The organism is Candidatus Pseudoscillospira sp. SGI.172, from assembly GCF_050313575.1.
In the GTDB taxonomy this organism is placed as follows: Bacteria; Bacillota; Clostridia; order Oscillospirales; family Oscillospiraceae; genus Vermiculatibacterium.
The window spans coordinates 1-12,174 of sequence record NZ_JBNPLQ010000005.1 but is presented as its reverse complement, the minus strand read 5'-3'; the positions used below and the strand labels follow the sequence as shown (position 1 = coordinate 12,174).

The 12,174-nt window shown below is 59.4% G+C and carries 12 protein-coding genes; 5 read left to right on the top strand and 7 right to left on the bottom strand.

Going from position 1 to position 12,174, the window contains the following annotated elements; translation table 11 throughout:
* Positions 1–33: 33 nt before the first annotated feature.
* Complete coding sequence (locus ACQRD3_RS03325; protein ID WP_080906653.1) at positions 34–309, top strand: HU family DNA-binding protein; 276 nt, start codon at positions 34–36, stop codon at positions 307–309.
* A gap of 78 nt (positions 310–387) precedes the next feature.
* Positions 388–630: an RNA-binding S4 domain-containing protein gene (locus ACQRD3_RS03320; protein WP_080906652.1), complete on the top strand. Its 243-nt coding sequence runs from the start codon at positions 388–390 to the stop codon at positions 628–630.
* Positions 631–809: 179 nt separating this feature from the next.
* Here the strand turns inward: ACQRD3_RS03320 and ACQRD3_RS03315 are convergent, their stop codons facing one another.
* Entirely contained in the window at positions 810–1,184 is a 375-nt protein-coding gene (locus ACQRD3_RS03315) for a desulfoferrodoxin family protein (RefSeq protein WP_080906651.1), read from the bottom strand.
* Between the two features lie 469 nt (positions 1,185–1,653).
* Between ACQRD3_RS03315 and ACQRD3_RS03310 the strand changes: the two genes are divergently transcribed.
* The gene (locus ACQRD3_RS03310) at positions 1,654–3,840 is read left to right on the top strand and encodes a bifunctional diguanylate cyclase/phosphodiesterase (RefSeq protein WP_427779829.1); all 2,187 of its coding nucleotides are present in this window, start codon (positions 1,654–1,656) and stop codon (positions 3,838–3,840) included.
* Between the two features lie 20 nt (positions 3,841–3,860).
* Here the strand turns inward: ACQRD3_RS03310 and ACQRD3_RS03305 are convergent, their stop codons facing one another.
* Positions 3,861–4,859 carry a radical SAM protein gene (locus ACQRD3_RS03305; protein ID WP_427779827.1) on the bottom strand — a complete coding sequence of 333 codons (999 nt, stop codon included), beginning with the start codon at positions 4,857–4,859 and terminating at the stop codon, positions 3,861–3,863.
* Positions 4,860–4,923: 64 nt separating this feature from the next.
* On the opposite strand from ACQRD3_RS03305, the gene ACQRD3_RS03300 reads away from it, so the two are divergent.
* Both ACQRD3_RS03300 and ACQRD3_RS03295 read left to right on the top strand, forming a co-directional pair.
* The gene (locus tag ACQRD3_RS03300; protein ID WP_080906648.1) at positions 4,924–6,234 is read left to right on the top strand and encodes an FAD-dependent oxidoreductase; all 1,311 of its coding nucleotides are present in this window, start codon (positions 4,924–4,926) and stop codon (positions 6,232–6,234) included.
* Positions 6,215–7,048 carry a tocopherol cyclase family protein gene (locus tag ACQRD3_RS03295; RefSeq protein ID WP_427779825.1) on the top strand — a complete coding sequence of 278 codons (834 nt, stop codon included), beginning with the start codon at positions 6,215–6,217 and terminating at the stop codon, positions 7,046–7,048. The genes ACQRD3_RS03300 and ACQRD3_RS03295 overlap by 20 nt, the downstream gene beginning before the upstream one ends.
* Positions 7,049–7,103: 55 nt before the next feature.
* Here the strand turns inward: ACQRD3_RS03295 and galU are convergent, their stop codons facing one another.
* The 5 genes from galU to ACQRD3_RS03270 all read right to left on the bottom strand — a co-directional run bounded on the left by galU (position 7,104) and on the right by ACQRD3_RS03270 (position 11,980).
* On the bottom strand, positions 7,104–7,973 hold the full coding sequence (galU, locus tag ACQRD3_RS03290; RefSeq protein ID WP_080906646.1) for a UTP--glucose-1-phosphate uridylyltransferase GalU: 870 nt from the start codon (positions 7,971–7,973) through the stop codon (positions 7,104–7,106).
* Between the two features lie 33 nt (positions 7,974–8,006).
* Entirely contained in the window at positions 8,007–8,534 is a 528-nt protein-coding gene (locus tag ACQRD3_RS03285) for a QueT transporter family protein (protein ID WP_080906645.1), read from the bottom strand.
* A gap of 339 nt (positions 8,535–8,873) precedes the next feature.
* A complete protein-coding gene (gene acrA, locus ACQRD3_RS03280) occupies positions 8,874–9,980 on the bottom strand; it encodes an acryloyl-CoA reductase electron transfer subunit beta (protein WP_080906644.1) in 1,107 nt (368 codons plus the stop codon).
* Between the two features lie 20 nt (positions 9,981–10,000).
* The gene (acrB, locus tag ACQRD3_RS03275) at positions 10,001–10,801 is read right to left on the bottom strand and encodes an acryloyl-CoA reductase electron transfer subunit gamma (protein WP_080906643.1); all 801 of its coding nucleotides are present in this window, start codon (positions 10,799–10,801) and stop codon (positions 10,001–10,003) included.
* 21 nt (positions 10,802–10,822) lie between these two features.
* Positions 10,823–11,980, bottom strand: a complete 1,158-nt coding sequence (locus ACQRD3_RS03270) for an acyl-CoA dehydrogenase (protein ID WP_080906642.1) — start codon at positions 11,978–11,980, stop codon at positions 10,823–10,825.
* Positions 11,981–12,174 lie beyond the last annotated feature (194 nt).

Here is a 12,174-nt window from a genome sequence, read left to right as displayed (position 1 = left end):
GTCACCGCCGAGAAAAAACAGGAGGAAACTATTATGAACAAGGCTGAACTCATCAACGCCGCCGCCGAGAAGGCCGGCCTGTCCAAGAAAGATACCGAAGCTGCTGTGAACGCCGCCATTGAGGCGATTGCCGATTGCCTGGCCGCTGGGGACAAGGTCCAGCTGGTGGGCTTCGGCGCTTTTGAGGTGAAGTGCCGTGCCGCCCGCATCGGCCGCAACCCCAAGACCAAGGAGTCTATCCAGATCCCCGCCTCCAAGGTTCCCGTCTTTAAGCCCGGCAAGGCCCTGAAGGACACTGTTGCGAAATAAGCCTGTTCTCTGATAAAGAGCGGCCCCGGTCTCCCGGGGCCGCTTTTGCACATATCCCATCATAAAGGAGTACGACCCATGCGACTGGACAAATGGCTCAAAAATTCCCGTCTCATCAAGCGCCGCACTGTGGCCAACGAGGCCTGTGACGCCGGGCGGGTCACCGTGGGCGGCCGCCCGGTGAAGGCATCCTATGAGGTCAAGCCCGGCGACCTGTTGGAATTGAGGTTCGGAGAACGGGTGGTCCGGGTGAAAGTCCTCTCCATTCAGGAGATCGTGGGGAAGGCCGACGCCGGAGCACTGTACGAAGAGGTCCTCTGAGCAGGATCCCGGCAGAATGCCGCCAAACAGAACAGGCCGACGCGGCACATCTGTAAAATAAAAGGGCTTGCCGTCTGTGAGGTACAGACGGCAAGCCCTTTCTGTTTGCAGAAAAATACGGACGAGGCACGGCGGTCAAGCCCCGGAACCACTCTGATCCCGAGATCCCTTTGAGCCGATCAGGCCTCAGCTTTCCAAAGCCCGTGAAGGTTGCAGTACTCATAGGCAGCCACAACCTCGTCACCCTCGCAGATCATAAATTCTGCGCAGGGCTTCTCGCCCGGGTGCAGCTCCTTGCGCTGATTCCCCTGCTTGGTTTCCAGCGCGATCCACATGATGTAGTGGGCGTCCAGCATGGGGTGCTCCACCGATCCCACCGTTACGGTGACCTTGTTCCCCTCCACCTGAATGACAGGCACATGCTTTTCACCGGCAGCATCGGTGGTATTGGGGATCAGCTCTTTCATGGGCTCTCCGCAGCAGATGACGGGCACACCGGAACTCTTCACATAGGCAATGATGTTGTGGCAATGGCTGCACTCGTAAAATTTCATAAGTATGACTCCCTTCCATTGACGAATTATTTGATCTGTTTCTCGGCCTGCAAAGGTATACGATCCAATTCCATTATATCACATTTTTAAAAAATGCAACCTATTTTTTAAAGTCTTTTCCCTGCTTCGGTTTCTATTCGGATGGTTTCTGACTTTTGCCTGTCCTGTTTCTTGCTTTTTTTCAAACGCCTTAAAATAAGTTGTTTTTTAAGGCAGTTTATGGTAGTCTTAAGTTAAATTATTACCTCCTTCGACTTGCGGGAAAACAACCGGGACGCAGCCGCTTTCTGGCATGCCTGCCAGAGACGCCTGCGATCTTTTAAACTGCGCTGTGGATCGGCGCAGCGCTTCAAAGGGAAGCGAAACATGATGGCTGGGAAGGTAAGCTGGTATGGAGCCAAACAAGGAAAGAAATTCTGCAAGCGGGGAACCGTCTGTCAAGACTGGGCAGCCGCATTGTTTTTCCAAAATGGATGATACGGCGAAACTGCCGGGCAGGGTGGAGACCGAGGCGGAGATCTCCGCTCTGCTGGCGGAGCGGCCGGACCAAAATCACGCGCTCTTGCTGATCGATATGTACGGCTGGCGCGGACAAACTGATCCGGCGGAAAGAGAAACGGTCAAAAAGTCCGTTCGTGCCGCTTCTGAATTTCTGCTGAATTATTTTCGCAAAAACGACATTGTCGGTCACATCAGCAGGGACATGCTTGTGGCGCTGATGGTCGATGTACCCAATTCCCACGCCGTGGAAAAAAAGATCAAAGTTTTGAACGCTGCCGTTCCATACGGGGGATGGGATCCCCATCTGCCCCGGCCCGCATTCCGCATCGGCTTTGCCATGAGCGGCGGGCTGCCGTGCAGCTACGGGGAACTTTTTCAGCGCGCAGACGAAACGCTGTACCGGATCAAGCGCACGGAGGGTCTGCTGCCCAAAGGGAGCCAGCTGCGGAGATGGAAACTGGACGCCTCTCCGAATTCCCGGCGCAGGATGGTTCTGGTGGTAGACGACAGTGCCGTCAACCGCAGGATCCTGCGAAAAAATTTATCGGATGAATACGACATCGTGGAGGCCGGAGACGGCCGGGAGGCACTCAACGCGCTGGAGCGGTACGGCACACGGATCGAGGTCATCATCCTTGATCTTCTGATGCCCGTCATGAACGGCTTTGAGTTCCTCACCGAACTGCAGGGGCGGAGCATCTGGAAGGATATCCCTGTCCTTGTGGCCACCGGCAGCAACGCCGCCGAACGGGAGAGCCAGGCGCTGAAGCTGGGCGCCTGGGACTTCGTTTCCACGCCCTATAACATGGAGGTATTGAGGTCCCGTCTGCGCAATGCGATCCTGCGCAGCCAGATGAGCGCCTTCAATCGTCTGAAATACCTGGCGGAATACGATACGGTTACAGGCATTTACAATAAGCAGATGTTTTTCGAAATGACCCACGACATGCTTCTGGCGCACCCCCAAAAACGCTTTATCTTTATTCGATTCGATATTGAGAAATTTAAACTGATCAATTCCTACTTTGGCTCCGCCGCAGGGGATCACGTCCTGCGGCAGATCGCCCAGCTCTTCCGGCAGTACGCCGCCCTGCAGCCCATGATGACCTACGGCTATATTTACGCCGATGTTTTCTGCATCTGTATGCCCTTTCTCTCCCGGGAGGAGGTCTCTGCCTGGCTGGCGCTGGCCCGCGACCAGGTTCAGGCTCTGTTTGAAGGCATCCAGATCTCTTCCCGGTTCGGCCTCTACGTCATCACCGACCCTAAAATGAGCGTAGACCGCATGTACGACAATGCCATCCTGGCATCGGAATACTGCAAGGGAAACTACATGCACAATTACGCCTTTTACGAGGAATCCATGCGGGCGGCGCTGGAGCGGGAGAGCGAGTTGACCGGGCAAATGGTACAAGCCTTGGAAGGCGGACAGTTTATCGTTTACTACCAGCCCAGATACACGGTGGACACACAGCGGCCCGCCGGGGCCGAGGCTCTGGTGCGCTGGCAGCATCCGGACCAGGGGATCATTCCTCCGGACGAGTTTATCCCCCTCTTTGAGCGGAACGGCTTCATCGCGCAGCTCGACTCTTATGTCTGGGAGCAAGCCTGCATGATGCTGAGAAGGCGGATGGATGCGGGGAAGCCGGTGTCTCCCATCTCGGTCAATGTCTCCCGGGTGGATCTGTTCAAAACCGATCTGATCGAGCGCGTCCGGCAGCTGGTGAAGGCCTATCAGATCCCCAGCGAACTTTTTAATCTGGAGATCACCGAATCGGCATATTCGGACAACCCGCACGCCATGCAGGGCATTGTTCGTCAGCTGCAGGAGCTGGGCTTTGTGATCATGATGGATGATTTCGGAAGCGGGTATTCCTCTCTGAACATCCTCAAAGATCTGCCGGTGGATGTGCTGAAGATCGACATGCGTTTTCTCCCCAGCCGTCCCAACGAACGGGCAGAGGTAATCTTGGAGTCTGTGGTGGAGATGGCAAAAAAACTGCGCATGTCCGTAATCGTAGAAGGCGTAGAGACCGCTTTGCAGGCGGAGTACCTGCGTAAAATCGGCTGCGATTACATTCAGGGCTACTACTGTGGCCGTCCCATGCCTCAGGATGCGTATGAGCGGCTGCTGGACCAGACGCCAAAGCCGTAAAAGGATCTGCACAGAGGCGGTTATGCCAGGTAGAGAATGGGCATGTTCAGCTTCTCCCGGATCTGTTCCTGCAGAAAATGCTCTGCCTCTGCACGCGCCTGGCCTCGATAGCAGTACTTCCCCCGTCCCCGTCCTGTCATGATCGCCCGGTCAAAGATGGGTGCCGCCCCGGGGAACGCCTCCGTATTGATGGCATCCTGCACAAAGCTGTATGTCATGAGGATCACCTCCACAAATCCCGTGCGTTTGACCTGTTGGGACAGTCCGCCGGCCAGGGCGTCCATCAGTTCTCCGTACTGCCGCCGCCAGTCCGGCATCAGGATCACGGGGGCGACCAGGAGCCCTACCGGATACCCCGCCGCCGCCATTTCGTTGAGCGCGCGGATCCGCGCCTCCAGCGGCGAGGTCCCCAGTTCCACCTGCCGGACGATCTCTGCCGGGTTGACGCTCATGCGAAAGATGGTCTTGCCCCCGTGCTCCAAAGGGAGAAGCGGACCCACCATCTCGAATTTGGTGGGGAATGTCAGTCTGCCCCGCCCCTCCCGGGCAAATCGCTCAATGGTCCACGGGAGATTGTCGGTGACGGCGTTTTCCAAAACAAGGTCGCTGTTGCTGCCGATCTCAAACGTCTGCGGAACAGGCGCGGCCCGGTCCTTTTTCAGAAGTTTTTCCATCATTTGCTCCCGGTTTACAAACAGGCGCAGATAGGCGCACTTATTGTAGTTGCAGACCAGATAACAGTATAGGCACATGGCCCGGCAGCCGGAAGAGGTATACGGCACCAGCCAGTCCGACACCTTGTGGTTTTCGGTATATTGGTGGGTCTTGCGGACCCCCAGGACCAAATGCCGTTTGAGCTGCGCAAACGCCTTGTTCTCCGCAGCGCTCAGCTCGGGGATCCGGTTGTGAGACGTGATCTCCACCCAGGGCAGGGTCCGGTACTTTTCCCGCATGGCTTTTCCCAGGGGGTACTCCAGCGCCTGGGGCTCATAATAGACCGCGTCAAATGTAAGATCCATATTCATCCCTCCCATCGTTATTCTGCCTGAAAAGGCGAATACTATTGGGAAAGGAGGCATGAATATGGATTTTTTATGGCCGAAGGGCCTAACACCCCCAAACTTTCCCACGCTGCGGGGGGAGGTGGAAACGGAAGTCCTGGTGATCGGCGGCGGCATGGCCGGGATCCTGTGCGCACTGCAATTACAGGAAGCCGGAATTTCCTGTGTCCTCGCGGAAGGCAAGCGGATCGGCGGCGGCATTACCAAAGGCACCACCGCTGTCCTCACCGCCCAGCACGATACACTGTATCAGGATCTGGTGAAGCGGTTCGGCGCAGAGAAGGCAAGGCTCTACCTAAACGCAAATCTTCAGGCCGTGGAGCGCCTTCGCACCCTGTCGCAGCGGATCCCCTGCGACTTTGAGGAGCGGCCGTCCGTCATGTATTCCCTCCGCGACCGCCCGCTTCTGGAGCGGGAGGCTGAGACCGTCCGATCCCTGGGCTTCGAGGCGGAGTTCACGACGGAAACCTCTCTGCCCTTTCCCGTGGCCGGGGCGGTGCGTTACCCCGGCATGGCCCAGTTCCATCCGATGAAGTTTTTATACGGCGCGGCCAGGGGGCTGCACATCTACGAAAACACGTTCATTCAAACGCTGGACGGCACCACCGCATACTCTGAGCATGGACGGATCCGTGCCCAAAAGGTCATCATCACCACCCACTACCCCTTTCTCAACAGCCGCGGACTGTATTTTATGAAGCTCTACCAGCAGCGCTCCTATGTCATCGCCCTGGAAAACGCCCCGGACCTGGGCTGCACCATAGAGGACGCGGCGGAAAACGGCATCTATCTGCGCAATTATCAGGGGCTGCTTCTCATTGGGGGCGGCGATCACCGCACCGGAAAGCCCGGGGGCGGGTTTGCAGTCCCCCGGGCCTTTGCCAGACGATATTTCCCCAACGCGAAAGAAAAATACGCCTGGGCAAACCAGGACTGTGTCAGTCTGGACGGCGCACCCTATATCGGGGCGTACAGCGCCGGTCTGCCCAACGTGTACGTGGCCTCCGGCTTCAATCTCTGGGGAATGACCACCTCCATGGCAGCTGCCGGGATCCTGGCCGATCTGGTGTCGGGCCGGAAAAATCCCTTCGCCCCCGCGTTCCGGCCGAACAGGAGCGCGCTCACCGGGCAGCTCTTTGTCAATATGGGCACCACACTGCTGGATTTTGTCACCCCCACCACCAAGCGCTGTTCCCATCTGGGCTGCGCGCTGAAATGGAATCCCGAGGAACACAGCTGGGACTGCCCCTGCCACGGCTCCCGCTTTGACGAACACGGAAAGCTGATCGACAATCCCGCCGGAAAGGACAGCCATGTGGAAGCGGGGCTTTGAGGGCTGGTATTTCAAGCACCAGAAGGACGGCGACATGATCGCGCTGATTCCCGGGCGGGCGGAAAGCGGCGCGTTCGTTCAGATGATCTCAGACGGTGGTTCCCGGCAGTTCGACCTGCCGGAGCTGTCTGTATGGGGGGACACCATCCGGGCGGGGAACTGCTTCTTTTCACCCCGGGGCTGCTCCATCGAACTTCCGGGGGTCCGGGGTGAGATCGCCTACGGCCCCCTCACGCCGCTGCGCTCCGACATCATGGGCCCCTTCCGCTTTTTCCCCATGGAATGCCGCCACGGCGTCCTCAGCATGGCGCACACCCTCACGGGCAGCCTGAACGTCGACGGGGTCCCGCACGACTTTGACGGCGGGACTGGGTATCTGGAAAAAGACAGCGGAACGTCCTTTCCCAGGTCCTACCTCTGGCTGCAGTGCAGCGACTTTCCGGAGCCCTGCTCCATCATGGTCTCCATTGCGGAGATCCCGTTCTGCGGAATGCACTTTACCGGCTGTATCTGCGCGCTTGTCCACCGGGGCCGCGAATACCGCCTTGCCACCTACAACGGCGTGTGCATCCGCGCCGCCGGTGAGCAGCATATCTGCCTCTCCCAGGGCGGCCTCCTTCTGGAGGTGGATCTGTCCCCCTCCCAGTCCGGCCACCCTTTGCGCTCCCCCGTAGGGGGACAAATGTCCGGAGTCATCCGGGAGAGCAGCAACGCGTGGATCCACGTCCGCCTGTGGGACCGGCGGCAGCCTGTTCTCGACCTGAGCAGTCCCCATGCGGTGCACGAGTATGTCCCCCCTGCGGCCCACACCTGAGCTGCTAAAAAAGAGCGCCGGAACGTGAAATCACGTTCCGGCGCTCTTGATTTTTTTATAATGTCCCTGCCTTTTCCCGGATAAACCGCCTCAGCCACTCCCCGGTCTCCGGGTGATCCAGGGCGAAGTCGATGGTGGCCTCCAAAAAGCCCTTTAGATTGCCGGTGTCATAGCGGCGGCCCTCAAAGTCCACCGCCACCATCCGGTCCTGCCCACACAGGGTCTTAAGGCTGTCCGTGAGCTGGATCTCCCCGCCGTAGCCGGGGGACTGGTGCTCCAGGAGATCGAAGATCCCCGGTTTGAGCACATAGCGGCCCAGGATGGCATAGTTGGAGAACATCTCCGCCGGCGTGGGCTTCTCATTCATGTCGGAGACCGAGAAGATCCGCTCCTCCAGAGGAGAGATCTTGACGGAGGAATACTTTGAGATCGCCTCAGTGGCCACCTGCTGCACCCCGATGGCAGAGGCGTCATACTTCTCCGCCGCCGAGATCAGCTGTCCAATCACCGGCCGCCTGGCACGCATAATGTCGTCCCCCAGCAGCACGGCAAAGGGCTCGTCCCCCACGAACCGCTTCGCCCGCCAGATGGCGTGCCCCAGTCCCTTGGTCTCCTTCTGCCGGACGTAAAACACGTTGGCCAGATCGGCGGCCTGCCGGACCTCTTCCAGCTCCTTCTCCTTCCCCGACGCCTCCAGCCGGCGCTCCAGCTCCGGGTAGTAGTCGAAGTAGTCGTCCATGGCGGACTTGGAACGGTTGGTGACGATGAGGATATCCTCGATCCCCGCGGCTACCGCCTCTTCAATGATGTACTGGATCACCGGCTTGTCCACCATGGGGAGCATCTCCTTGGGCACCGTCTTGGTGGCCGGGAGCATCCGGGTCCCCAGCCCGGCGGCGGGGATGACAGCCTTGCGTACCTTCATTTGGTATTCCCTCCTGTATTTGAGGCCGGAGTCTCAGACGACCTTCAGCCGTCCCTCCGGGATCATGGTCCGAACAGATTTGATCCTGGGCAGCGCATACAGCAGCAGCATCCCCAGCACATAGCAGGCCCCCAGCTCTCCCAGTCCCACCGAAAGGCCGTTGACGGCCCAGGCCGCCGGAAACGCGGCGGTGAAGCCGCCTGCCTCCGCCCAGCCGATGGTGAAGCCCACCAGCACCGTGTTGCAGATCACGGGAGGCAGCGGGGCCAGCCACCTGTTTTTCAGCCTGCTGGTCCACAGGGCGGCCAGCAGGGTGGCGGCGGAGCCCACCACGATGTCCAGAAGGCCGTATGGACTGAGCAGATTGGTGATAAGGCAGCCCACAAAGAGTCCCGGCACGGCGGCCGGAAACAGGAAAGGCAGCACACACAGCGCCTCGGAGAATCGGAACTGGATGCCGAGGAACGTCAGGCCGAAAATGTTGCCGAAATAGCTCATCACGGCGTAGAGCGCGGCCACCATGGCGGCCAGGGTCAGATCCCGCACAGAAAATTTGCGCATGAAAAAATACCTCCATTTTTTGTTTAGAGTACGCGCGCCGACGCACAGCGGCAGGGGATCCTTTCCCCGAGAGCATGGCGCGGCGCTCTCGGACGGCATTCTCCCTACCGGTTGGACTGGGTGGGGAACCAGTCGAAGGCATTATATCATATCCGGCCGGAAAAGAAAAGACCGGCTCCTTTCGAATTCTTTTTTCCGATTCTCACAAAATGCGGCCCGTTTTTTGCTACGGGCTTCAATCCTTCCGATTCCAGCGATTTTTTCGCGTGTGGAGGAGCCTCCGAAAAAACCACCGGGCCGCGGTTTTCCGCGGCCCGGTGGTTTTATTTGAAAAACAGCTTACTTGGACGCCTTGAGGGCCTTGATGGCCTCGGTGAGCATGGGGGCTACCTTGAACAGATCGCCCACGATGCCGTAGCTCGCCACCTCAAAAATGGGGGCGTCGCCGTTCTTGTTCACCGCGATGATGCACTCGGAGTCCTGCATGCCGGCCTTGTGCTGGATGGCGCCGGAAATACCCAGAGCCACATAGATCCGGGGATGCACCGTCTTGCCGGTCTGGCCCACCTGATGGTCGGCGCTGATCCAGCCCGCATCCACGCACGCACGGGAGGAGCCGACCACACCGCCCAGGGCGTTGGCCAGATCCTGCGCCAGGGCAATGCCCTTCTCGGGATCCTTGCTGATGCCGCGGCCCACAGAGACCACCACATCCGCACCGATCAGATCCACCATCTTCTTGGCGGCCTTCTTGATCTCCAGGATCTCCACATGGATGTCGTCCTTGCTCAGGCTGACGGGCACGTTCTCCACCACGGTCTTGGCCGCACCGGCCTCGTCGTAGGCCTGGGTGGCCATGACGCCCGGACGCACGGTGGACATCTGAGGACGGAACCGGGGGCAGATGATGGTGGCCATCAGATGGCCGCCGAACGCCGGACGGGTCATCTTCAGGTTGGTGTTCACCTCAAACGCGGTGTTGTCCACGTCGATGGTGGAGGTGGTCTTCAGGAAGCTCTTGTACTTCTCCACGTCCACATCCAGGTGGGTGCAGTCGGCGGTCAGGCCGGTGTGCAGACGGGCCGCGCAGCGGGGGCCCAGGTCACGGCCGATGTTGGTCGCGCCGATCAGGAAGATCTCCGGCTTCTTGTCCTCCACCAGGTCGCAGATGACCTTGGTGTAGCCGTCGGTGGTGTAGTCCTTCAGCAGCTCGTGGTCGCAGTAGTAGACCTTATCCGCGCCGTAGCCGCCCAGGGCCTTGATGTACTCTTCCTTCACGCCGCTGCCCAGCACCACGCCGCACAGCTCCACGCCCAGATCGTTGGCCAGCTTCCGGCCCTCGCTCAGCAGCTGATAGCTGATGGACATGATCACGCCTTCGCGCTGCTCACAAAATACCCACACGCCCTTGAAGGCGCCGGTGTCTTTACTATTAAATTCAGCCATTGTTTCCATCTCCTCTCAATTTAGATGATGTGCTTGCCGTCCAGGATGCCGACCAGCTGGTCCACGGTCGCCTTGTCGGCGCCCTCCAGCATCATGCCGGCGCCCTTGACCGGGGGAGAGAAGGACTTGTACACGTTGGTGGGAGATCCCTTCAGGCCGATGGTGTCCAGGTCGATGAGCTCATCGTCCTTCAGCGTGTCGTAGTTGAACACCTCCAGGGGCTTGGAGTAGCACTCAAAGATCCCGGGCACGGACATGTAACGCGGAGTGTTCAGCTCCTTGACGCAGGTGATCAGGCACGGGGTCTGAACCTTCAGCATCATATAGCCGTCCTCCAGCAGCCGCTTGACGGTCAGGGCATTGCCCTCCATCTTCACGTCCGCCGCGTAGGACACCTGGGGCAGATGCAGCTTCTCGGCGATCTGGGGACCCACCTGGGCGGTGTCACCGTCGATGGCCTGACGGCCGCAGAACACCACGTCGTCCTGCTCCACGCCGATCTTCTTGATGGCGGCAGCCAGGATCTGAGAGGTGGCATAAGTATCCGATCCGCCGAACTCACGGGCAGAGACCAGGACCGCCTTGTCGGCGCCCATGGCCAGCAGCTCCCGCAGCATTCCCTCGGCAGGAGGGGGGCCCATGGAAACCACGACCACTTCGCAGCCGGTGGCGTCCTTCAGCTCCAGAGCCGCCTCAACAGCGGCCAGGTCGTCATGGTTGGTGATGGTGGCCATTGCGGCACGGTCCATGGTGCCGTCTTCCTTGACCGCCACGACACCGGACGTATCCGGCACCTGCTTGACACAAACGATTGCTTTCATGTTGCTTCTCCCTCCAGTTCCTTACTTAATGCCCAGGTGCGCGGAGATGACCATCCGCTGCACTTCGCTGGTGCCCTCATAGATCTCGGTGATCTTGGCGTCCCGCATCATCCGCTCCATGGGATACTCGCGGGTGTAGCCGTAGCCGCCGAAGAGCTGCACGCACCGGCGGGTCACGTCGGAAGCGGTCTCGGCCGCCACCAGCTTCGCCATGGCGGCGTCCATGCTGTACGGCTCGTGGTTCTGCTTCTTCATGGCGGCGGAGTACACCAGCCACTTGGCCGCCTCGGTCTTGGCGTACATGTCGGCCAGCTGGAACTGGGTGTTCTGGAACTGGGAGATGCGCTTGCCGAACTGCACACGCTCCTTGGTGTAGGCGATGGTCTCTTCGATGGCGCCCTCCGCCAGGCCCAGGGCCTGGGAGGCGATGCCGATCCGGCCGCCGTCCAGGGTCTGCATGGCGATCTTGAAGCCCTTGCCCAGCTGGCCCAGCAGACGGTCCTTGGGGATGATGCAGTCCTCCATGATCAGCTCGCAGGTAGAAGAACCCTTGATGCCCATCTTCTTCTCGTGCTTGCCCACGGAGAAGCCGGGATCGGTCCGCTCCACAATGAACGCGGAGATATCCTTCACCTTGCGGCCCCGCTTGTCGGCGTGGCTGCCGGTGATGGCGATGATGATGAACACGTTGGCAAAGCCCGCGTTGGTGATGAAGATCTTGGAGCCGTTGAGCACCCAGTGATCCCCGGCATCCACGGCGGTGGTCTGCTGGCCCTGGGCGTCGGTGCCCGCGCCGGGCTCGGTCAGGCCGAACGCGCCGATCCACTCGCCCTTGCACAGCTTCGGCAGGTACTTCATCTTCTGCTCCTCGGTGCCGTGCTCATAGATGGGCGCGGCGCACAGAGAGGTATGGGCGGAAATGATAACGCCGGTAGTGCCGCAGACCTTGCTCATCTCCTCGACGGCCATGACGTAGGACAGAACGTCCGCGCCGGCTCCGCCGTATTCCTTCGGGAAGTAAATACCCATCATGCCCAGCTTGGCCATCTTTTTGACGGTCTCCTCGGGGAAGCGCTCCTCCTCGTCGACCTCTTCGGCCAGAGGCTTGACTTCATTCTGCGCAAAATCACGATACATCTTGCGCAGCATTTCTTGCTCTTTGGTCAGATGCAAATCCATATTGATACCTTCCTCCATTGATATTTTCACGGGATGCGCGAGAGAATCCCTCGTCCCCCCCATTGGGACTTCTTAATTCAGGGCACTCCGGTCATCGGCGTGCGAACGCCTCCCGGACCCGCCGTATTTTGGGCCGGACTTACTTCTTGGAATAGTCGTAGAAGCCCTTGCCGGTCTTGCGGCCCAGATAGCCT

What these genes read in the sequence shown, in the direction of transcription:
- ACQRD3_RS03295 (WP_427779825.1), top strand. Translation starts at nt 6,215, where the DNA reads ATGTGGAAGCGGGGCTTTGAGGGCTGGTATTTCAAGCACCAGAAGGAC.
- ACQRD3_RS03315 (WP_080906651.1), bottom strand. Translation starts at nt 1,184, where the DNA reads ATGAAATTTTACGAGTGCAGCCATTGCCACAACATCATTGCCTATGTG.
- ACQRD3_RS03320 (WP_080906652.1), top strand. Translation starts at nt 388, where the DNA reads ATGCGACTGGACAAATGGCTCAAAAATTCCCGTCTCATCAAGCGCCGC.
- acrB (WP_080906643.1), bottom strand. Translation starts at nt 10,801, where the DNA reads ATGAAAGCAATCGTTTGTGTCAAGCAGGTGCCGGATACGTCCGGTGTC.
- ACQRD3_RS03325 (WP_080906653.1), top strand. Translation starts at nt 34, where the DNA reads ATGAACAAGGCTGAACTCATCAACGCCGCCGCCGAGAAGGCCGGCCTG.
- ACQRD3_RS03270 (WP_080906642.1), bottom strand. Translation starts at nt 11,980, where the DNA reads ATGGATTTGCATCTGACCAAAGAGCAAGAAATGCTGCGCAAGATGTAT.
- ACQRD3_RS03285 (WP_080906645.1), bottom strand. Translation starts at nt 8,534, where the DNA reads ATGCGCAAATTTTCTGTGCGGGATCTGACCCTGGCCGCCATGGTGGCC.
- acrA (WP_080906644.1), bottom strand. Translation starts at nt 9,980, where the DNA reads ATGGCTGAATTTAATAGTAAAGACACCGGCGCCTTCAAGGGCGTGTGG.
- galU (WP_080906646.1), bottom strand. Translation starts at nt 7,973, where the DNA reads ATGAAGGTACGCAAGGCTGTCATCCCCGCCGCCGGGCTGGGGACCCGG.
- ACQRD3_RS03305 (WP_427779827.1), bottom strand. Translation starts at nt 4,859, where the DNA reads ATGGATCTTACATTTGACGCGGTCTATTATGAGCCCCAGGCGCTGGAG.
- ACQRD3_RS03310 (WP_427779829.1), top strand. Translation starts at nt 1,654, where the DNA reads ATGGATGATACGGCGAAACTGCCGGGCAGGGTGGAGACCGAGGCGGAG.
- ACQRD3_RS03300 (WP_080906648.1), top strand. Translation starts at nt 4,924, where the DNA reads ATGGATTTTTTATGGCCGAAGGGCCTAACACCCCCAAACTTTCCCACG.